The sequence below is a fragment of the Actinoplanes sp. TFC3 genome (assembly GCF_001553785.1).
Taxonomy (GTDB): Bacteria; Actinomycetota; Actinomycetes; order Mycobacteriales; family Micromonosporaceae; genus Actinoplanes.
This window is the reverse complement of sequence record NZ_LOJP01000001.1, coordinates 5,346,898-5,364,621: the sequence shown is the minus strand read 5'-3', so window position 1 is coordinate 5,364,621 and position 17,724 is coordinate 5,346,898. Positions and strand designations below refer to the sequence as shown.

Genomic DNA, 17,724 nt, shown 5'->3' with positions numbered 1-17,724 from the left:
CCGCAGCCGTCTCGTACGGTTGCACCCGATTCGCACCACAACCGCACCCCCGGAGTTCCCATGCGTCTGCACCACGTCGCCGCCGTTGCTGTGGCGCTGCCGGCTGCCCTCGGGCTGCTGGCCGCCCCGGCCTCGGCCTCCGCTGCCTCGCCTCTGCTGGATGCTGCGCCGTACTCGTTGGCCTCCTCGGTCAGCCCGGCACCGATGACTGCGGCGGAGTGCGCGGCCGAGGCGACGTGTGTGGCGGCTCCCGCACCCAAGGGCGGCGAAGCCGACGACTATGCGGCGCTGACGCAGGCGATTACGGCGGCTGCGACGCGGACCCAGCCGACGGCGACGGTGTTGCTGCAGCCGGGGACGTACCGGCTGAGCAACAGCCTGAAACTGCCGGCGAACGTCAGCGTGCGCGGCGCGGGAATGACCGCCACGAGCCTGGTCATGGATTCTCCGAAGAATTTCGGTTACGGCTTTCTGATTCGACCGGCGGACGCGAAAGAGGCCGGCAGTCAGAACCTGGTCTCCGATCTGACCGTGAACGGCAATTGCCGCACGGACGCGGGTTCGCCTGTTGCTTCTTCCTTGCCGGGTCGCCCGGGGCAGGACTGCGATTTCCAGGCGTCGGCAAACACCGGCGGCGGGATCAAAGCCGGGGACCGCTGGACCGTGCGGCAGGTGCGTTTCACCAACCTCGGCTACTTCAAGATGTGGGTGTCGCAAACCGTCGGCGTGCGCGTGCTCGACAACCGTTTCGACAATTGGGGCGGCGCGGAATCCGGCGACGAGGACAACATCGGTGGCGGGCGCAATGACGACACCGTGATCGAGGGCAACCAGTTCGATGCCACGATCCGGGGCAACAGCTTCGACTTCGTCAACGCGGTACGCACAATCGTCCGCAACAACGTCGTGCACACCAATCCGGACGTCGCAGCCGCGCGCGGCGTCAACGAGTACGGCAACATGTACTTCGAAGGCGTGCAGAGCTCCACGGCGATCGGCAACACGCTCGAAGGCGCACACATCGTGCTTTCCTCGAACGCCAACTACCCGCACATGGCGCCGAACAAGGACATCACCAACCCGCGCGGCATGCTCGTGGCCGAGAACCGGATCCTCGACTCCTACACCACCGGCGTGGCGGTCAGCTACAACGACTACACCGACTCCGATGGCACCGGCGGCACTTCCGGCACCCTGGCCGACGAAAGCACAAGCACCACCGACCACATTGTGCGAGCCGGCGGCGCCAACACCATTCGCGACAACGTCATCGAGCGTTCCCGGCAGAGCGGCATCATCGTGTACGGAAACAGCACCGTGAAAACGGCGCCCGACACGATCACCGGCAACCAGGTCGTCAACGCAGGCTTCGGCGGCGCGACCGAGTACAACACCGGCGCCGGCCGCGTCGACACCTCCGGCATCGCCATCACCGTGGGCATCGGCGACACCGTGCAGGGCAACACGGTTGTCGACAACCAGGCCAACCCGACCACCTGGTACGGCATCTATCAGGGCGCCAAGGCCGTTCCCGGCGCCACGCTGAACGCCAACTCGGTCTCCGGCATCGTGGCCACCCCGGTGCGCACGGCTGCGCTGGCCCCCGAGGCGCCGACCGGCCTGGCCACTACCTCGTCCGCCCTGACCTGGTCGGAGTCCTACGCCACCAGCACGAACCCGATCGCCGGCTACCGCGTCTTCCGCAACGGCGTCCAGCTCGCCGACCTGCCCGTCGGCAGCGCCACCGTCCCCGGCAACCTGGTCGGTAGCGACGACTCGTGGACCCCAGGCTTCACTGCCCGTTTGTCGCGTACCGGCTCAACGCTGGCCCTGACTGCCACCGCGGCTGGGCAGATGAATGTCACCGGCAAGAAGTCCCCGGTCACCGCGGGCGCCACCTACACCTCAGTAGCCTCATTTCAGGCCGCCACCGCTGCGCGCAAGGTTCGCGCGGGCCTGGCCTTCACCGACGCGGCCGGCAAGGTTTCACGCCTTGCCACCTCGAACAAGGCCACCGTGGACGGCATCGCGGGCTGGGTGACCAGCTCCTATTCAGTCGTCGCTCCGGCCGGCGCCGTCTCGGTCCAGCCGTTTCTCATGGTCGAGGACGCCGTTGCGGGAGAAACTCACTCCCTCACCCGCCTCGGCCTGGTCACCGGCACCGCCACCGAGCAGTTCTCTTCGTCGTCTTCTGCCCTTGTCGCGGGCTCGTACCAGGTCGTCGCGTACCGGGCCGGCAGCGGCGACTTCTCGTCCGTCGCCAGCGTCACGCTTCCCTGATCTCTCATAGCTGCAATAGTGCCGGGCCAACATCAAGCCAACCTCAGGGCAGCCTCCGGTGATCCGCAAGCTCCAGCCGCACACTTGGCCCCCGCGCCAAGGCGCACACTGAAGCCGTGAGCACCTTCGCGTTGATTCACGGTGCCGGTGATTCGAGCTGGTACTGGCACCTGGTCGCAGCCGAGCTTCAATCCCATGGCCACACCGTGATCGCCCCCGACCTTCCCGCCGATGACGACTCCCTGACGATCTCGTCGTGGTAGCCCAGTCCTTCGGCGCCTTCACCGCACCCCTCGTAGCCGCCCGCCGCCCGGTTCAGGAACTCGTCCTGGTAGCCGGGATGGTCCCGAAGCGCGGCGAGACCCCGGACGAATGGTGGACCACCAGCGGCTACGCCGAGGCAGTCAAGAACCACCCGCCCAGCGACGATCCCTATGTGACCTACTTCCACGACGTCCTCCGCGAACGCGCCGAAGAAGCAATGAGCAAAGGCCGCAACCATCCCTCCCCGGCCGCCACCGCTCAACCCTGGCCGCTCGACGCGTGGCCGGACGTGCCGACCACCTTCGTGCTGGGCACCGAGGATCGCTGCTTCCCCGCCCCCTTCCTGCGCCGGCTCGCGAAGGACCGGCTCGCCGTCGTGCCCGTGGAACTTGCGGCGAGCCATTGCGTGGCCCTGAGCAAGCCGGTCGAGCTGGCGGAAGTGGTGGGTGGTCGTCGCCGTTGACGGCCACCCACTGCGGGGAGGGCCTGCAGGGCGCCGGCGAAGCGCGGGAACGCGACCAACAGACAGTGCGCCACAGGAGCCGGCTCCGACCGCCTCGGCTTTGTCCAAGACCGGGCGGACGGCCGGAAATGCGTTTCTCCGATTGCTTGTGCTCCCTAAAATCTCCGGTGATCAAGGGAGACGGCACGATGGGTGATTTCCAGCGGTTCGTGACGGACGTAACCGTACGTCTGTCCGCACTGTCCAAGGGTGAGTTGTACGTTGTCGGCGACGGTCTCGACCGGGACTCACTCTGGCTCACCTTTCTCGATTCCTTTCCCGCCGGCGCCAATCCCCGGTTCCGCGAGCGATCCCAGTACGACTGTTCGACCTGCCGCGGGTTCGTCAAGAACTTCGGTAACGTCGTCGGGATCCACGACGGCCAGGTGCGCACCCTCTGGTCCGGGGTGTCCGCATCCGACCCCGTCTTCTCCGTTGTCGCCGCGGCAATGGACGAATTTGTCGGCACGCTGCCGTTGTCCAGCATTTTCCGGTCCACCCAGGCGCAGTACGGTACGAAGACGACCCGGACGCTGCGCGATGGCCAGGTCGAGGTGTGGCACCACCTGCACGGCCAGGTGGGGAAGCGGCATCGCATCGAGGACGCCGGCGCGGCACGGGGCGCTTTCGACGGCGCGGTGCAGGTGTTCCAGCGGGGCCTGACAGAGCTGACCCAGCATGCTCTGGACGCCGTCGTCGACCTCATCGACGAGAACGCCCTCTACCGCGGCGCGGAGCATCGCCGGGCGGTGACCGAGTTCCGGTCGCTGCAGAACCGGTGGGCACAGTCGAGCGACGGGCGAGCCTTCGTTTTCGCCAACGCCCTGAACCCGGCGGCCCGATTCCGCAACACGGTGATCGGCACCCTCGTCCAGGATCTCTCCTCGGGTGTCGACCTGGAGCATGCGGTCCGGTCGTTCGAGACGAAGGTGGCACCGCAGAATTACCAGCGCCCCACGGCGTTGATCACCCCGGCCATGGTCAAGGCGGCCATGAAGACCATCGGCGATTTGGGCCTCGAGGAGTCGTTGCAGCGACGCTTCGCCCGGCTGTCCGACGTGTCGGTCACCAACGTGCTGTGGGTCGACAACGACACGCAGTCGCGGATGAAGGACGGCCTCGAAGGGCTGCTCATGCAGGCGGCCACCGCCAGGTCGTCAGGTCCGCACCTTCGTGACGCGAAGCCGGAGGAGATTCCTGTGGCCGCCTTCATGAAGAACCTCCTGCCTGGCGCCGCGAACATCGAACTGTGGGTGGCCAACAGCCACGAACCGCATCTCGTCAGCCTCACCACCGGACGGGACCCGGCCGCCCCGCGGTTGTTCAAGTGGGACAACGATTTCGGTTGGTCGTACGGCGGCAACCTCACCGACTCGATCAAGGAGAAGGTCAAGCGGGCCGGCGGCAATGTCACCGGCAAGCTGCGGGTGAGCCTGTCCTGGTTCAACCACGACGACCTCGACCTGCACGTGTTCGAACCCAACGGCGACCACATCTGGTACAAGGACAAGCGCAACAAGCTGGACGTCGACATGAACGCGGGCGCTCAGTTCACCCGTGAGCCGGTGGAGAACGTCACCTGGACCGGCCGCATCCTCAACGGCGACTACCGGATCGAGGTGAACCAGTTCAACAAGCGGGAAAGCACCCAGGTCGGCTTCGTGGTCGAGACGGAGAGCAACGGGAAAATCGAGCATTACAGCCACGAGCGGGCGGTCGGCCACAAGGAGACCGTCGAGGTGGGCCGGATGACGGTTGCCGACGAGGTGATCACCGCTTTCCGGCCAGGTAGGGACATGCAGCGGGGCAGCGCCGGCAAGGACCTGTGGGGCATCACCACCGAACAGTTTGTGCCGGTGTCCACCGTCATGTACTCGCCGAACTACTTCGACGATAACGAGGTCGGCAACCGCCACTACTTCTTCATCTTGAAAGGGTGCGTCAACGACCAGCCGACCCGGGGAATCTACAACGAGTTTCTCCGTGGCGACCTGCAACCGCACCGCAAGGTGTTCGAGGTCCTCGGCGACCGCACCAAGTGTGAGCCGTCCCCGGATCAGCTGTCCGGTCTCGGCTTCAGCTCCACGGTCCGCAGCTCTGTGGTCGCCAAGGTGACCATGACCGGCGGCCGGCGGCACCTCGTCAGCATCCAGTTCTGATTCCTTTGCCCCGACATCCTTCGAAGAGGCGATCGTGACCATTTTTGAAAAGGCCACCCGGGAGAAGTTCCGCTATCCGTCGGCTAAGGGCCTGCTGACCACGGAACAGCTGTGGGAGCTCCCGCTGACCGCCAAGTCCGGCTTCAGCCTCGACGACGTGGCCAAGGCCGTCAACTCCGAGCTCAAGGCCGTCGGCACCGAGTCGTTCGTGGCCACCGAGACCAACCCGGCCAAGGCGACCTGGGAAACCAAGCTGGAGGTCGTCAAGCACGTCATTGCCATCCGCCTCGCGGAGGAGCAGGCGGCGAAGGCGGCAGCGGCGAAGAAGCTGGAGAAGGAGAAGCTGCTGGAGGTCCTGGGTCGCAAGCAGGACGCGGTCCTGGAGAACCTGACCGAGGCGGAGCTGCTGGCCGGGATCAACAACCTTTAGCCGGGTTTCGTTGCTGACGCGGTTCGAGTAACGCACCGCCGATGCAGGAAGGGTTCAGCGGGCAGGCCATCAGCCTGCCCGCTGACTTCTCACCGCTCAGGGGCGCAGTCCGCGCTTTCCGCAGACGTCCGACCTCTGCATCTCGTGGGCGCGTCATGATCAAAGATGGCTGAAACGGAGGTATCCAGCCCGTCTCCATAGCCGGACGCTCATCGTCCCGGAAGTGCCTCATCGCCGGTCGAAACGCTCCGGCGTCGTCGTGTTCCAGCGAGGTGCGGTAGTTCTTGGTCCAGTAAACCAAAGAAACCGGATGCCGAGGAGGCATCCGGTTGCAAGGTATTGCTGGTGGGCGATACTGGGATCGAACCAGTGACCTCTTCCGTGTCAAGGAACGATCATGCTCCTTCAAGCTTGGATTGCCGTGCCCTTGACCTGGTCGAACGGTCCGCGAGCGTCCATGGTTGTCCGGCGTTGTAGCCCTTGATTGTCACCCAGTTAGACACTCACGCTTGCCAGGACGACACATCACTCAACGACGCATTCTCGATTCGGAGGTCCCTAGACCCAAGTCCAGCGCAACGAACGAGACCCAAACGGCGTAGTCGGACGAAGTCTCTCAGCTTGTAGAGCCAATGGCGTCATCGATGATCACGGTAGGCAGCTCTGAGCGCCGCGGCGAGTTGACCTCCACTCGCTCGATGACGGGCGCGATTGCGTCGTAGATCCGCTGGGCCTTCTGCGAATCGACTCCGGTGACGACCACAAACTCTTTACTGACGAGGCCAGCGGGCCTGCCCCAACCTCGTCGCTCGTTCGGCAAATACCACAGCATTTGGACCACGTCGGCCAGCCGAGGCCCAGACAACTTCACGTCCATCAACTTCAGCTCTTCGTCAACCCAAGTGCGCGTGTCCGACTGATCCTCGGACCAGCGCGCCGCCGGGGTGAGGATGCCGCCAGAGCTCCGCGTCATCTGTAGCAGCACGAAGCTCCAGGTATCGACGTGGCATCGGACGAGCACCGCGGACAGGCCCACGCATCTGTGAACCCGTGATTCATGTGCGGTCGACTCACGCTCTCTTGCCCTAAACCCATCCAGCCAACCCATGGACAACTGTCTATCATGTAACCGATGCGTAGCACAGGGTCACATGTCACGAGGGCTCACCGAGACTCGTCACGTGCTCGGCACTGCGCAGGGCTCGGCTTGACCCCTCGCTTGTAAGTCCTGGGCGCGACGTCCGTCGCTGTCTGGCCGCGTCCGTGACCTCGGACGGCTGTATGACTCCACTTCGTGCTGGTCGACGTCGTCCGGGCCGGTTGCTGTCAGCGTTGCTGTCATTGAAGGGCTCCGGCACCGCGCTCGGGCTGGCAGCCCACCGTTGCGACCTTCGACTACCGTCGTGTCGTGGTCTATCTAGGGATGGCGCTATACCAAATGCAGCTGGCCTATTCTGCCGACCAGTGGGGTGCCCTCGGTGACATGCTAGGTGGGGTCGGGTCCATCCTCGCAGTGATTGCGGCGGCATCGTTGCTTGGTGTTGAAATCCGAGGGCGGCGCATCGAAGCTGCCAGATATGCTGAAGAGCGCAGGACGCAGGCAGCAGAAGCCCGCGACCGGGAAGTGCGTCAGAGAGACGCTGACTCTTGGCGAGCGCGGATGATCATCGCCGAAATCGGCGAGTCAGAAGTGAATCCCGATGATCCCGAGACCGAACGACTATTCATCAACGTCTCAAATGAGAGCGATGCATTCGTCTTCGACGTTATCGTTCGCATCCCAAGTCATCCTCAGCGATATGTTCTGCATTACATCCGACCCGGCAAGTCTGAACTAGCCGAGTTTCGCGGGGTCTCCCCAGGCTACTACTCGGAGCAGGTCAGCTGTGGCGGTCCATTCACTCCATACCAACTGCGAGTGGTTCTAGAGTTCACTGATCCTTCCGGCCGCCGTTGGCGGCGTGAGGGCTGGGACCAGCCCAGGCGCCTTCCAGATCTACTATCTGACCCCGCGCTTTATCGTGCGCTACCGCCTTTTTCGTTTGGCGAAAGCGACTATGACGTTCTGCTCGCAGAAAACAATCTAGTAATCGACGAGAACGCCATCTCTTGGAAAGATCGTCGGCGCGCCTTGAGGCAGACGAGTGAGTAAAGGTGCACGGCCTCGATCGCGTCCGCGACACCTTGACCCCCAGGCAACTTATGATCTTGAATGAGCTTGGTCAACACGTCGATGACCTGCGGGGATCTGTCCCCAGTCGTCCGTGGAAGTCCGCTGCAATCACTAGCGATTGTCACCCAGTTAGTCACTCGGAGCTGATACTTCCGGATCGACCGTTGCGCCTCTAGCACTCTCCTGGAAGTAGCCTGGGAAGGCTAGCTTCTCTTGATTTATGAGACGTTTGGTCGGGCCACGGAAGCCTATAGCTGCCAGCATTAAGAAGACACCTGCTTTGAGCAACCTTGTCCGCGACGCAGAGGTTATGATGACTTTTCGGCTGTCATGTAGCTCAATTCCAAGCTCATCACGGACGGCTGTCATAAATCTGTGCATTCGCTTTCCAAGTTCAGCCGATGCTGTGACCATCAGTTTGTCATCTACGGCAAACTTGCTGACGTCCGAAACCAAATTTAACAAATGCTTTCCGGTAGCACGAACCGGTGAAGTCGAGAGCATTTCCAGCTCCATCGGGAGCTTAAGGACGTCTTCATCCATTGTGGGCCAAATTCCAGTCTCAAGACGCCCCTGACAACGCTCCAGTGCCTTCACCGTGGCGTAGTCGAATATCCGGGCATACAACGTACGGCGCTCTTGATCCCACCGCCGCCTGTCGTCGCGCCGGTTGCGACCACGCTCAATCCATAGAGTCACGACCTGCGCTAGGAGAACGCCAAAGAAGGCAAACAGACCAGCCACCAGCGGGATGGCCCACCAAGGAGTTGTAGCCGACGACGACACAACGCGAGGGTATGGGCGCACTGCAACCCTTGCCGAGTCTCCCTGACGAGCCTCTCGTCAAGCCGCTCTTGACAGCACCTGGCGTTGACACCGAGTCGGTGGCGGGGTTGGCGGCGCGCGCCATCTAAGGGCAGGCCATCGGCCTGCCCACGACACCTGCCCGAGGGTCGCAGAGGCTCCAAGGTCAAGGGCGGCCGGTTTGTGGCCGTCGCTCGCGACGCGAAGCGCCCTTGAGCTTGGAGGAGCGGCCCGGCACACTGCGCGCCGCCAACCCCGGCGCTCGACGGCAGCGACCCGCCCTACGGCCGCGAGGCGGTCCCCGACCGCGTCGCCCAGGCCGACCCGGTCGGCAGCCGGCCAACTCCTTCCCCACCACCACCCATGTACCTGTCGTCGCCGCGGCCCGATCCGCTTATGCACGCCAGCCGACGGGCTGCCTGCGTGGTCGTCGTGTGCGCCAGCTAAGCGGCGGACGCGCGCCCAGGCGGCGGCGTGAGCGGCCCGCTTCGGGCCGCTTTAAAGACGTACAGAAAGTTTGAACACGCTTCCTGGCTGCCGACCGGCCCCGGGGTAGTAGGTTCGATAGATGTCGGCGGTTACTGTCTTTGCATGTCCTTGATCGCGTGGGCGTACGAACTCTCCGAGCTAATACTTGCTGGCACGCTTCCTCGTCGTTGGATGCATGTGCAAGGAGTAGCCAGAAAAGCGCAAGTGCTCGCTGGTGTTGTGGGTGACGATGCCCCTTTATTAGAGGCTGCGGCCATTCTCCACGATGTCGGGTATGCGCCAGATCTCGTTCGGACGGGTTTTCATCCGCTGGACGGTGCCTACTTCCTGCGATCAGTCGATGCGCCTAAACGCCTGGTCCATCTAGTCGCACATCACTCGTGCGCGATCCGAGAGGCACGCTTGCGGGGAATCGCTGACAAGTTAGTGCCTTTTCAGGACGAAGAAGGTCCCGTGCGGGACGCTCTCTGGACGTGTGACCTAACCACAACACCCGATGGGGAACCCACAGAGTTCCGCGACAGAGTGGAAGAAATTAAGCAACGGTACGGGCCTCGCAATCTCGTGACTAACTTTATCGAGGAGGCAACGCCAGACTTAAGCGCCGCTATAGGTCGTACCCACACCAGACTTCGTCAGATTGGTCTTTCCTAACCGATGTAAGGCTCGCGCCCCTCTAGACCGTGCTGAACTCGTAAAGCCATAGATGGGTGCATTGGTAGCGATGCCAGCTCAGTCGTTGGAACCCAGCGGACTTCTACCGACTCAGCGCTGGTACGCAGGCTGCCGGCATCCGGTTGACCACGTAAACAGATCGAGAATTCCTGGCGTACTTCCCCGTCGTCGTAGGCAATCACGTGCCTAGGGTCGGAGTAGACACCGGAGATGCCCGTGATTCGGACACGCAACCCTGTCTCCTCTTCGACCTCACGTACAGCAGCTTGTGAAACCGTCTCGCCCAGCTCCTGTGCACCCCCGGGTAGGGCCCAGAAATTGTTATCAGACCGTCTAATGAGCAGTACACGCTCAGTCTCGTCACGTACGACTACTGCCACCGCAACGACCAAAGAGTTGGCCTTCGGTGCATGGGGATCGTCAAGGTAGTCAGTCTTCGGCATGTGCCTGTCCTCCGTCCTGCGTCATCGCGGCATCCCACACGGCTTCAAAACTTTCCGTGTATGCGTCGAAGAGGCCAAACGTAGATGTTCGGCGCACATGCATGGCGGGAGCCATCGGAGCAGTTTTGCCATATATATGGGGATTGACAATCATGTCATTGTCGAAGCGGTAGATGCTGTTGTATAGGACAGTGCCGTGATGCCGTAGGTCGATGTTCGCTGTTCCGATCAGGGGACGAAAGAAGGCGTCGGCCTGGTCTATCTTCGCAGAAATCGTTTCCCGGCCGATGCCCTCGTCATGGCTGCGCTGCTTCACGGCATCCGCGTTACGGTCGCCAAGAAGAACCCTGACGCGAACACCAGTGTTTGCCTTCGCTCGCAACCGAGTCAGCAGGTCTGGCTTCTCGGTAAGGAACATTCCAACATAGACCAAAATTCCGACCTCGCCAGTTGCGGCGTCAAGTAACCGGTCCCATAAAGTCGCTGGTACGGCTCCGCGGTTGTTGTAAAACTGCACTATTCCGGAGGTGTCAGTGGTCTGTGGGCTTGCCTTCCGCGCCCCTGGCCACAAAAAGTCCTCGTCCTCCTTCAAACGCTTTGCGATCTTGAAGCGAGTGCGGGGGTGCGGCACTCTGCCGCCAATCCAGCGGCTCACCGTCTTGATGTCGGTCTCTGTGTGAAGCGCAAGTTCTGCTGGTGTCACACGTGCTCGATCAAGTGCATCGCGCAGGCGTTCGTTTGCCATTGGTTCATCCGATCCAGGCGGGACGTTTCCTCCACTATAAACGTCCCAGGCGTCCCCGCAAGGCCATTACCGCGTCACTCCCGCAGCTGTCTTATTGGAGGTGCGAATCACAGATTCGCGCAGAGCAGTCGTCCACTGGGGACGCGCTCAAGACAGGGAGGTAATCCTCATGAAGCTGTATGTGGACACGACCGGTAAGCAGGTTACGGTGTCGAAGCCGACTGAGCCGAAGAACGACCAGAACGGCAACCAGCGGTCCGAGAAGGGAACGGGCCGGCTCATGTGGACGACCCAGGTCATCGTGCTCGATGAGACTGGTGGCGAGGTTATCGCTGTCACTACGGCGGGAGAGAAGCCGAACGTGACGGTGGGACAGCTCGTCGCTGTCGAGCAGCTTGAGGCCATTCCGTGGGCGACCAACGGGCGTAACGGCGTGGCGTTCCGCGCGGTGTCGCTGAAGCCGCTCACTGGTTCCTCGGCCAAGTAGGTCCTTCGCCAAGCGCCATCTGTACTACCGCCACAGTGTCCGTGGCACACCGCTACATCTCGCGGCCGATCAACCGCTGTTCTATCGCAATCTTGGTGATGCTCTCGTCTCTGCATCGCCTTCTGAGCCGCTTCTCGTGGCTGTTTCCCGAAAGTGTGGCGCGGGGTCGGTACTGGCTCCGAACCTGCCGACCTCGCCGCCTTTCCAACCTGTACGCCCTTCGAAATCAAGGGATGGTTGTCATGTCTCGTCGTCTCACGAACGCTGCCCGTCGTTCACCGGATCACAGCGACAGCGCCACGATCGCTATCACCGAAGTCCAAGCACACATGGGTCGTGTGGACACCAAAGCGTCCATCTTGTTCGGTTTCTCGCTGGCCGTTCTCACCGGAGGCATCGGATTGCTGGCGAAGAGCCACGTCGACGCTGTCGGCATCATGCCGGCTATGGCAGCCATCGCACTGATTGGCTCCGCGTTGATGCTCCTTGGTGCTGCTATCCGGCCCTCGCTCGGCGGTAACCATGGATTCGTCAGGTACGCCGCAGCCGAATCGGCGCACGCTCTTGCTGAGGATCTGCACAACATCGACACGGATAGTGCCGAATACCGGGCTCAGCAACTCTGGTGGTTGTCACGCGCGGTACAGCGAAAGTACCGACGCGTTCGCCTCGCCGTCGATCTCCTCATGGGCGGCCTCGGATGCGCCGTCGTGGCCGGTCTCGTGACCGCAATCTTCTGACTACTTTAACTGCTCACGGCATCGAAAGGGCTCGGCCATGCACATCGTCGGACAAGAAATCCTGGTGCAGCTACTCAACAAGCTTCGAGCCGAACTATTTGAAAAGCGGCCGATTGCCGCTGCAGAGACTCTGGACCTGATCGAGAAGGTAGCCGGGTCCAAGTACCGGGACTCTCTGCTGAATGTCCAGATCGACGTCGCTATCAAACGGGCTACCGACCGGTGGGAACCCGGAATGCAGATCTACGCCTAAAGACGCCACATCGCTTACTCGGTATCAGCACGATCTGAGAGGAATCCTAATTCCTACCTTCGTGCCAGATTGTCTGCTACGGCTTCTGGCCGCAAACGTTGATGCGGCTGATGGCGTCGCGGCAACGCAAACCCTCGACATGATTCGCCTTGTCGCCGGAAACGATTACGCCAACGAATTGCGTGACCAGCTCATCACGACCGGTTTGGCCCGCCTGACCGGACGCTGATCTGTCACACGTTAAGCGGGGGTCGGTACTGGCTCCGAACCTGCCGACCCCGCGCCTTCTCCAACCCATCCACCCCTCACGAGGGAGGACGTGTCATGTCCAAATCTAGCGCAGGACGCGGTTTCGGTCGACGTTCCGGAACAGTCACTGTCATCGAACAGCAGGTGCACCGCTCCTCGCAGCGCAACGCCCGGTTCGCCTTCGTCATCACCGCCGTCACCGTCTTATTGATCACTTTGGTCGTGGCAGCGCAGTACATGCACCCGCTGCTGGCTGTGTTTCCCGCAGCTTTCGCCGCCGCCTTCAGCGGCGCTGGTGCATGGGTTCTCGTCCGGATCTGGCCGGTCCTGCGGCTTCTTTGGTGGTGGGCACCGGAAATTGTGCTCACCATGAGCGCTGCATGGGCATGGACCGCCTTGGCTGTCCATACGGCTCCGTGGGTCACTCTGCTGGTCCTGATGAGCGTGGTTGGCGCTCCTGCGGTGATTCCCGGAGCGCGGAATCGAATCGTCGCTACTGCCTGGTGCGTCGTCGTACGTCACCGGCTACGCGTGTGCTTCTCCCAATTCATCATCGCCAACAAGTCCGGCAGCCTGCCCTTCGTTCTGGGCGCCTGGCCGACTCCGGTCGGCGAACGTGTCTGGGTCATGCTGCGCCCCGGGCTGTCACTGTCCTATTTGACTCAGCAACTCGACAAGATCGCCGTTGCCTGTCACGCCACCTCGGCATTCGTCCAGCAGGCCGGGACCAGCGACTCAGCATTCATTCGCTTCGACATCAAACGACGTGAAGTGCTGACCGCCACGGTCGGATCACCACTCGTTGATCTCATCGAACCCGTCGCGCCGGTCGCTGACAAAAAGCCGGCCACCGTTACCGGCCTCGACCTGCCCGACGTCGAGGACATTCCCCCTGCCACCCCGGCAGCCGCCAAAACCAAGGCGACCGCTGCCAGCAGCAACGGCCGTGAGCCAGCGGCCTCCGCCGCGACAGCCGCCGACGACGGAGACGACATCAGCGACTGGATCTAATCAACCCCGGGCAGGACGTCCCACGGTGGGCGTCCTGCACACAACCGCCCAGGAGGCGACATCTCATGTCCACCATTGCCCGAGATCCGCTCGGAACCGATGGAGTGCCTGTGTGGCCGGGGATGTCGATGTTCGACCCCATGTTCATCGGCATCGACGAGTTCGGTGAACACGTCATGCTCGACATCCCCGGGCACAACCTGCTGATGGCAGGCGAACCCGGCGCCGGGAAATCCGGCCTCATCAATACCATCACCTCCACCGCCGCGCTGTGCGACAAAACCCGCCTCGTGGCGATGGACGCCAAATGGGTCGAACTCGGCCCCTGGGCACCCATCTGCGACGCCTTCATAGGCGACGACCTCGACCAGGCCATCCGCGTCCTGCGGCGTCTGCTCACCGTCGCCCACAACCGATACCAATGGCTGCTGGCCAACCGCCGCCGCAAAGTCACCGCCACCGACGACCTGTCGGCCATCCTCACCGTCATCGACGAACTCGCCATGTACTCCACCGTGCTGGGCACCAAGGAACAACGCGAGGAATATCTGACCCTGCTCCGCGGACTGGTCGCCCTCGGCCGCGCCGCCGCCATGCCGGTAGTCGCCGCCAGCCAGCGCACCTCCTGGGACATCATCCCCGCCAGCCTGCGCGACCTGTTCGGCTACCGCTGCGCGTTCCGCTGCACCACCACCGGCAGCTCCGACGTCATCCTTGGCTCCGGCTGGGCCGAGCAGGGCTACACCGCCAGCGACATCGACCCCGAAAACCGCGGCGCCGCCTGGCTGCTGGCCGAAGGCAGCACACCCAAACGCATCAAAGCCGCCTACCTGTCCGACCAGCAGATCTACGGCATCGCCGACTACGCCGCCTGGCTGCGCCAGCCCACCCGCAACCTCTCACCCACTGACTGGGAGATGGCCGCATGACCACCCGTGAACGGACTCAAGCCCGCAACGACAACCAGAAAGCCGCCCAGTACACCGAACTCTGGATCATCGGCACACCCGAGGAAACCACCGCCCTCGTCCATGCCCTGCGCACCTCCGGACGCCTCGTGCAGGCAACCGCACCCACCATCGCCGGACCTCACGACCCCCGGCACCGCCGATACCTGCGCCTGCGCAACCGCTGACCGGCCGACAGAACCCGATCCCACGCCCTCGACAAGCACCGGGCGGGTTCTGCCGACCACCAACCAACAGCCCTTCGAAAGGACGTGGCTGCCATGAAGGCTACCCAACAACCAACCACCACGACCGACCTTGACCCCGACATGACCCCGGGTGTGCTGCTGCGCAGTGCCGCGATCTACCTCCAGCGGTACGGCTGGATCCGCAACGACTTCTTCGACCTGACGAACGAGGTCAACTTCCCGCCCGCCTGCGCCCTTGGCGCTATCAACGTCTGCGCCCACGGCCGTCCCATCCTCGGCTCCGACGACACGGCCGATGACGACAACACCGACACCGCCATCCGCGGAGTGCGCGTCTTCGCCGCTTACCTCGACCCCGAGTACGACAGCGCCGACACGGTTACCTGGAAGGCCAGCGCCTTCGACGTCGTATCCCAGTGGAACGACGAACAAGATCGCACCATCAAGGACGTCACAGCAGCCCTCAATGACGCTGCCGACGAATGGGACAGCACCCATCACACCAGGGGTGCCCGGTGAGCCTGTTCTACGTCAACCAAGCCTTGACACTCAACCCCGCCGACAATGAAAGCCGGCCCCTCAAACCACGCCGCCGCGTCGTGGTGGAGAACGACGAATACGCCGCGTTCGTGCGACGCATCATTCGCGCCTACGCCCGACGCGTCGCTACCGGTGACGTAGAAGCCCTGCGCGACATGGTCGGCCTGTCCACCCTGCTCGACGACTCCATCGGCGACGCCGTCAAAGGACTACGTACCCACGGCTACTCCTGGGCCGAAATAGCCGACCGGCTCGGAATCAGCCGTCAAGCCGCTCACCAACGGTGGGGAGGCGAGCAGTGACCACCAGCGCACTGACCAACACCTTTTTTGACGCCCTCGGCGAGCGCACCGGTATCCGCGTCGAGTTTTACGACCCCACCGGCAGCCGCTACGGCTTCCCCACCTTCCCCTTCCGCATGGCCCCCGATGGCCTGCTCACCCGGCGCCAGCTCCGCAACCAAGGGCTCTGCCCTGGTGGGCACGACCCCGTCGCGCAAATCCTGTGGCGCCACCGCACGCAACGGCGCACCGCCCTGCTCTACCGCCGTGATCTGGCCGCGCCCAAACGCACACCCAGCCCGGCCCAGCTCGGCGCCATCGGCAAAGCCCTGCTGGCTCGCCGCACCTGCGGTGTCTGCGGCACCACCCGCGACTACTACATCCCGCGCCGCACCGGCGCCTGCTTGACCTGCGAACCCGGGCGGTGACCGCCATGACCCACCACGCCGAACTACACGCCCTGTCGGCCCCCGAGCGGCTCACCCGGCCCGGACACAGCGCCGCTGACCTGGGCTACGGCTACACCCGCCCCGACGACGACACCCAGACCGTTCCGGTCCCCGACGGGGTCACCGTGCACCGCCTTACCGGCCGCACCCGTAAGGAGGCCATCTGATGAGTCTGCAAGACCTCGGCAACCATCTGAGCCAACACGACTGCCTCTACTGCATCAACGGCATGGCACCTGCCGGAATCCACCCCGACCTTGGCCCCGTCCTGCGGCTGTGCCCCACCCAGCACTGGTGCGACGACTGCGACGGCCTGTCGCTGTATCCCGCCGAATACGAAACCCTCGACGAACGCATCAACGACATGCTCGACGACGGCTACGTCGCCGTCTGGTGCGAACACTGCTGCGGCGTCACCGCCGTCATCCCCGTCACCAACGACGGAGGCATCCGATGAAACTCCGCCAACCACGTAGCGTCTCGGACCACACCGTTGCTGACGAGTCAGTCAAAACCTCAAACCTGACCGAGCAGTTCGCCACCGAATACGCCAAAAGCGCTGTGCCCAACATGCTCAAAGCCATTGAAGCGATCAAACGGTACAACCGTTTCGCCTTGCTCGGCGCACTGGCTACCAGCTACCTGCACCAAGCCCACTACCTGTGGCAGCAAGGCGCGGACTACTTCGCCTACATCGTCCCGCTCATCTTCGACGCCAACATGGTCTCGATGCTCATCGTCGTCCGCACAGCGGGCATCGCCAAGGACGCCAAACGCGGCGCCCTCATCGTCTTCGCCGGGACCGCGCTGCTGTCAGCCACCGTCAACTTCCTCGCCCCCGGCAGCCTCGGCCTGCGCGTCGTCTTCGCCCTGGTCGTGGTCCTGGTCATCGGCGTCGAACTCGTTGCCGGGCGCATCCGTCCGGACTTCGCCGCCATCGAGCAGCAAGCGGCCGAACTGCTCGCGGCTGCCAACACCATCACCAGCACCCCGGCGACCGGCATAGACCCGGTCACCACCACACCGACGGCACCCGTTGAACCCAACCCACCGGCAGCAGTCCTCAACCCGCCGGACACCGCGTCCGAGCCCCCGACGCCCGTGCCGGCGCACCTGCTGACCACCGCTCGGTTCTCTACCGTCCAGCACGAACAGACCACCGGACGACCCATCACCGTCGACGAACTGGCCACCCGCATGAGCGTGACCCCTGCCGTCGCCACCCAACTCCTCAACGCCATTCATCCGTCACCGGCCCGCATCAACGGGCACACCCCGGCCCTGACTGGAGGTGCCCGATGACCTTCATCCACGTCGACATCCACCAACACACCCACACCTGCCCGGCTGATCCGCAACCACACCCTTACGACACCCGCCAGACGATCATCACCGTCGTCCACGGCGGACCCTGCCGAGCACCCATCACCCTGCACTCCGGCGACACCAGCGTCACTGTTGACTGCCGTCGCCGCCTGCGTAACGAACTCCAGTGCCCGGCCTGCCGGACCACCGTCATCGAACACGCCATCACGCAGACCTACCACGGCCACATCGGCCCGCAGCTCCCCTGTACCTGGACAGCTGCCTAACC

At 63.4% G+C, this 17,724-nt stretch carries 24 protein-coding genes; 20 read left to right on the top strand and 4 right to left on the bottom strand.

Features of this window, described 5'->3' with window-relative positions; genetic code table 11:
- Positions 1-60 precede the first annotated feature (60 nt).
- The 5 genes from TFC3_RS24115 (at position 61) to TFC3_RS24100 (ending at position 5,635) form a co-directional block, all read left to right on the top strand.
- Positions 61-2,280: a right-handed parallel beta-helix repeat-containing protein gene (locus TFC3_RS24115; protein ID WP_067504130.1), complete on the top strand. Its 2,220-nt coding sequence runs from the start codon at positions 61-63 to the stop codon at positions 2,278-2,280.
- Positions 2,281-2,396: 116 nt separating this feature from the next.
- Positions 2,397-2,543 carry an alpha/beta hydrolase gene (locus tag TFC3_RS39585; protein ID WP_236718283.1) on the top strand — a complete coding sequence of 49 codons (147 nt, stop codon included), beginning with the start codon at positions 2,397-2,399 and terminating at the stop codon, positions 2,541-2,543.
- Positions 2,537-3,007 (top strand): alpha/beta hydrolase, encoded by a 471-nt coding sequence (locus TFC3_RS24110; RefSeq protein WP_236718282.1) that lies wholly within the window; start codon positions 2,537-2,539, stop codon positions 3,005-3,007. The genes TFC3_RS39585 and TFC3_RS24110 overlap by 7 nt, the downstream gene beginning before the upstream one ends.
- Positions 3,008-3,195: 188 nt before the next feature.
- On the top strand, positions 3,196-5,205 hold the full coding sequence (locus TFC3_RS24105; RefSeq protein WP_067504127.1) for a hypothetical protein: 2,010 nt from the start codon (positions 3,196-3,198) through the stop codon (positions 5,203-5,205).
- A 34-nt stretch (positions 5,206-5,239) separates the two neighbouring features.
- Positions 5,240-5,635, top strand: a complete 396-nt coding sequence (locus TFC3_RS24100; RefSeq protein ID WP_067504125.1) for a hypothetical protein — start codon at positions 5,240-5,242, stop codon at positions 5,633-5,635.
- Between the two features lie 616 nt (positions 5,636-6,251).
- On the opposite strand, the gene TFC3_RS24095 is transcribed toward TFC3_RS24100, so the two are convergent.
- A complete protein-coding gene (locus tag TFC3_RS24095; RefSeq protein ID WP_067504122.1) occupies positions 6,252-6,671 on the bottom strand; it encodes a hypothetical protein in 420 nt (139 codons plus the stop codon).
- 372 nt (positions 6,672-7,043) lie between these two features.
- Here TFC3_RS24095 and TFC3_RS37300 point away from each other — a divergent pair, with 372 nt between their 5' ends.
- Positions 7,044-7,787, top strand: a complete 744-nt coding sequence (locus TFC3_RS37300; RefSeq protein ID WP_153040360.1) for a hypothetical protein — start codon at positions 7,044-7,046, stop codon at positions 7,785-7,787.
- A gap of 150 nt (positions 7,788-7,937) precedes the next feature.
- Here TFC3_RS37300 and TFC3_RS37295 read toward each other — a convergent pair whose 3' ends face one another.
- Entirely contained in the window at positions 7,938-8,594 is a 657-nt protein-coding gene (locus TFC3_RS37295; protein WP_161952669.1) for a hypothetical protein, read from the bottom strand.
- Positions 8,595-9,203: 609 nt separating this feature from the next.
- On the opposite strand from TFC3_RS37295, the gene TFC3_RS36190 reads away from it, so the two are divergent.
- Positions 9,204-9,755 (top strand): HD domain-containing protein, encoded by a 552-nt coding sequence (locus TFC3_RS36190; RefSeq protein WP_082772265.1) that lies wholly within the window; start codon positions 9,204-9,206, stop codon positions 9,753-9,755.
- Here TFC3_RS36190 and TFC3_RS36185 read toward each other — a convergent pair.
- On the bottom strand, positions 9,752-10,219 hold the full coding sequence (locus TFC3_RS36185; protein WP_082772264.1) for an NUDIX hydrolase: 468 nt from the start codon (positions 10,217-10,219) through the stop codon (positions 9,752-9,754). The genes TFC3_RS36190 and TFC3_RS36185 overlap by 4 nt on opposite strands.
- Positions 10,206-10,964, bottom strand: a complete 759-nt coding sequence (locus TFC3_RS24090) for an XRE family transcriptional regulator (protein ID WP_067504119.1) — start codon at positions 10,962-10,964, stop codon at positions 10,206-10,208. Before TFC3_RS24090 ends, TFC3_RS36185 begins: the two co-directional genes overlap by 14 nt.
- A gap of 169 nt (positions 10,965-11,133) precedes the next feature.
- On the opposite strand from TFC3_RS24090, the gene TFC3_RS24085 reads away from it, so the two are divergent.
- The 13 genes from TFC3_RS24085 (at position 11,134) to TFC3_RS24025 (ending at position 17,722) form a co-directional block, all read left to right on the top strand.
- Positions 11,134-11,451, top strand: coding sequence for a hypothetical protein (locus TFC3_RS24085; RefSeq protein WP_067504116.1), 318 nt, complete (start codon positions 11,134-11,136; stop codon positions 11,449-11,451).
- A gap of 242 nt (positions 11,452-11,693) precedes the next feature.
- Positions 11,694-12,191 (top strand): Pycsar system effector family protein, encoded by a 498-nt coding sequence (locus TFC3_RS24080; RefSeq protein WP_153040358.1) that lies wholly within the window; start codon positions 11,694-11,696, stop codon positions 12,189-12,191.
- A 37-nt stretch (positions 12,192-12,228) separates the two neighbouring features.
- Positions 12,229-12,444 (top strand): hypothetical protein, encoded by a 216-nt coding sequence (locus tag TFC3_RS24075; RefSeq protein ID WP_067504110.1) that lies wholly within the window; start codon positions 12,229-12,231, stop codon positions 12,442-12,444.
- 324 nt (positions 12,445-12,768) lie between these two features.
- Positions 12,769-13,704 carry a hypothetical protein gene (locus tag TFC3_RS24070; RefSeq protein ID WP_067504107.1) on the top strand — a complete coding sequence of 312 codons (936 nt, stop codon included), beginning with the start codon at positions 12,769-12,771 and terminating at the stop codon, positions 13,702-13,704.
- Between the two features lie 65 nt (positions 13,705-13,769).
- On the top strand, positions 13,770-14,633 hold the full coding sequence (locus tag TFC3_RS24065; protein ID WP_067504105.1) for an FtsK/SpoIIIE domain-containing protein: 864 nt from the start codon (positions 13,770-13,772) through the stop codon (positions 14,631-14,633).
- A complete protein-coding gene (locus tag TFC3_RS24060) occupies positions 14,630-14,839 on the top strand; it encodes a hypothetical protein (protein ID WP_067504101.1) in 210 nt (69 codons plus the stop codon). Before TFC3_RS24065 ends, TFC3_RS24060 begins: the two co-directional genes overlap by 4 nt.
- Before the next feature lie 93 nt (positions 14,840-14,932).
- Complete coding sequence (locus TFC3_RS24055; protein ID WP_067504099.1) at positions 14,933-15,379, top strand: hypothetical protein; 447 nt, start codon at positions 14,933-14,935, stop codon at positions 15,377-15,379.
- A gap of 2 nt (positions 15,380-15,381) precedes the next feature.
- Positions 15,382-15,702 carry a hypothetical protein gene (locus TFC3_RS24050; RefSeq protein ID WP_369819687.1) on the top strand — a complete coding sequence of 107 codons (321 nt, stop codon included), beginning with the start codon at positions 15,382-15,384 and terminating at the stop codon, positions 15,700-15,702.
- A complete protein-coding gene (locus TFC3_RS24045) occupies positions 15,699-16,109 on the top strand; it encodes an RRQRL motif-containing zinc-binding protein (RefSeq protein WP_067504096.1) in 411 nt (136 codons plus the stop codon). The genes TFC3_RS24050 and TFC3_RS24045 overlap by 4 nt, the downstream gene beginning before the upstream one ends.
- A 5-nt stretch (positions 16,110-16,114) precedes the next feature.
- A complete protein-coding gene (locus TFC3_RS24040) occupies positions 16,115-16,297 on the top strand; it encodes a hypothetical protein (RefSeq protein WP_153040357.1) in 183 nt (60 codons plus the stop codon).
- Positions 16,297-16,587 (top strand): hypothetical protein, encoded by a 291-nt coding sequence (locus tag TFC3_RS24035; protein ID WP_067504090.1) that lies wholly within the window; start codon positions 16,297-16,299, stop codon positions 16,585-16,587. Before TFC3_RS24040 ends, TFC3_RS24035 begins: the two co-directional genes overlap by 1 nt.
- Positions 16,584-17,432 carry a DUF2637 domain-containing protein gene (locus TFC3_RS24030; protein WP_067504088.1) on the top strand — a complete coding sequence of 283 codons (849 nt, stop codon included), beginning with the start codon at positions 16,584-16,586 and terminating at the stop codon, positions 17,430-17,432. Before TFC3_RS24035 ends, TFC3_RS24030 begins: the two co-directional genes overlap by 4 nt.
- Positions 17,429-17,722, top strand: coding sequence for a hypothetical protein (locus tag TFC3_RS24025; RefSeq protein WP_067504085.1), 294 nt, complete (start codon positions 17,429-17,431; stop codon positions 17,720-17,722). Before TFC3_RS24030 ends, TFC3_RS24025 begins: the two co-directional genes overlap by 4 nt.
- The last annotated feature ends 2 nt before the right edge of the window (positions 17,723-17,724 follow it).

Excerpts from the sequence above, each read along its gene's own strand:
- TFC3_RS24115 (WP_067504130.1), top strand. The coding sequence starts at position 61 with ATGCGTCTGCACCACGTCGCCGCCGTTGCTGTGGCGCTGCCGGCTGCC.
- TFC3_RS24105 (WP_067504127.1), top strand. The coding sequence starts at position 3,196 with ATGGGTGATTTCCAGCGGTTCGTGACGGACGTAACCGTACGTCTGTCC.
- TFC3_RS36190 (WP_082772265.1), top strand. The coding sequence starts at position 9,204 with ATGTCCTTGATCGCGTGGGCGTACGAACTCTCCGAGCTAATACTTGCT.
- TFC3_RS36185 (WP_082772264.1), bottom strand. The coding sequence starts at position 10,219 with ATGCCGAAGACTGACTACCTTGACGATCCCCATGCACCGAAGGCCAAC.
- TFC3_RS24090 (WP_067504119.1), bottom strand. The coding sequence starts at position 10,964 with ATGGCAAACGAACGCCTGCGCGATGCACTTGATCGAGCACGTGTGACA.
- TFC3_RS24085 (WP_067504116.1), top strand. The coding sequence starts at position 11,134 with ATGAAGCTGTATGTGGACACGACCGGTAAGCAGGTTACGGTGTCGAAG.
- TFC3_RS24080 (WP_153040358.1), top strand. The coding sequence starts at position 11,694 with ATGTCTCGTCGTCTCACGAACGCTGCCCGTCGTTCACCGGATCACAGC.
- TFC3_RS24075 (WP_067504110.1), top strand. The coding sequence starts at position 12,229 with ATGCACATCGTCGGACAAGAAATCCTGGTGCAGCTACTCAACAAGCTT.
- TFC3_RS24070 (WP_067504107.1), top strand. The coding sequence starts at position 12,769 with ATGTCCAAATCTAGCGCAGGACGCGGTTTCGGTCGACGTTCCGGAACA.
- TFC3_RS24065 (WP_067504105.1), top strand. The coding sequence starts at position 13,770 with ATGTCCACCATTGCCCGAGATCCGCTCGGAACCGATGGAGTGCCTGTG.
- TFC3_RS24060 (WP_067504101.1), top strand. The coding sequence starts at position 14,630 with ATGACCACCCGTGAACGGACTCAAGCCCGCAACGACAACCAGAAAGCC.
- TFC3_RS24055 (WP_067504099.1), top strand. The coding sequence starts at position 14,933 with ATGAAGGCTACCCAACAACCAACCACCACGACCGACCTTGACCCCGAC.
- TFC3_RS24040 (WP_153040357.1), top strand. The coding sequence starts at position 16,115 with ATGACCCACCACGCCGAACTACACGCCCTGTCGGCCCCCGAGCGGCTC.
- TFC3_RS24035 (WP_067504090.1), top strand. The coding sequence starts at position 16,297 with ATGAGTCTGCAAGACCTCGGCAACCATCTGAGCCAACACGACTGCCTC.
- TFC3_RS24030 (WP_067504088.1), top strand. The coding sequence starts at position 16,584 with ATGAAACTCCGCCAACCACGTAGCGTCTCGGACCACACCGTTGCTGAC.
- TFC3_RS24025 (WP_067504085.1), top strand. The coding sequence starts at position 17,429 with ATGACCTTCATCCACGTCGACATCCACCAACACACCCACACCTGCCCG.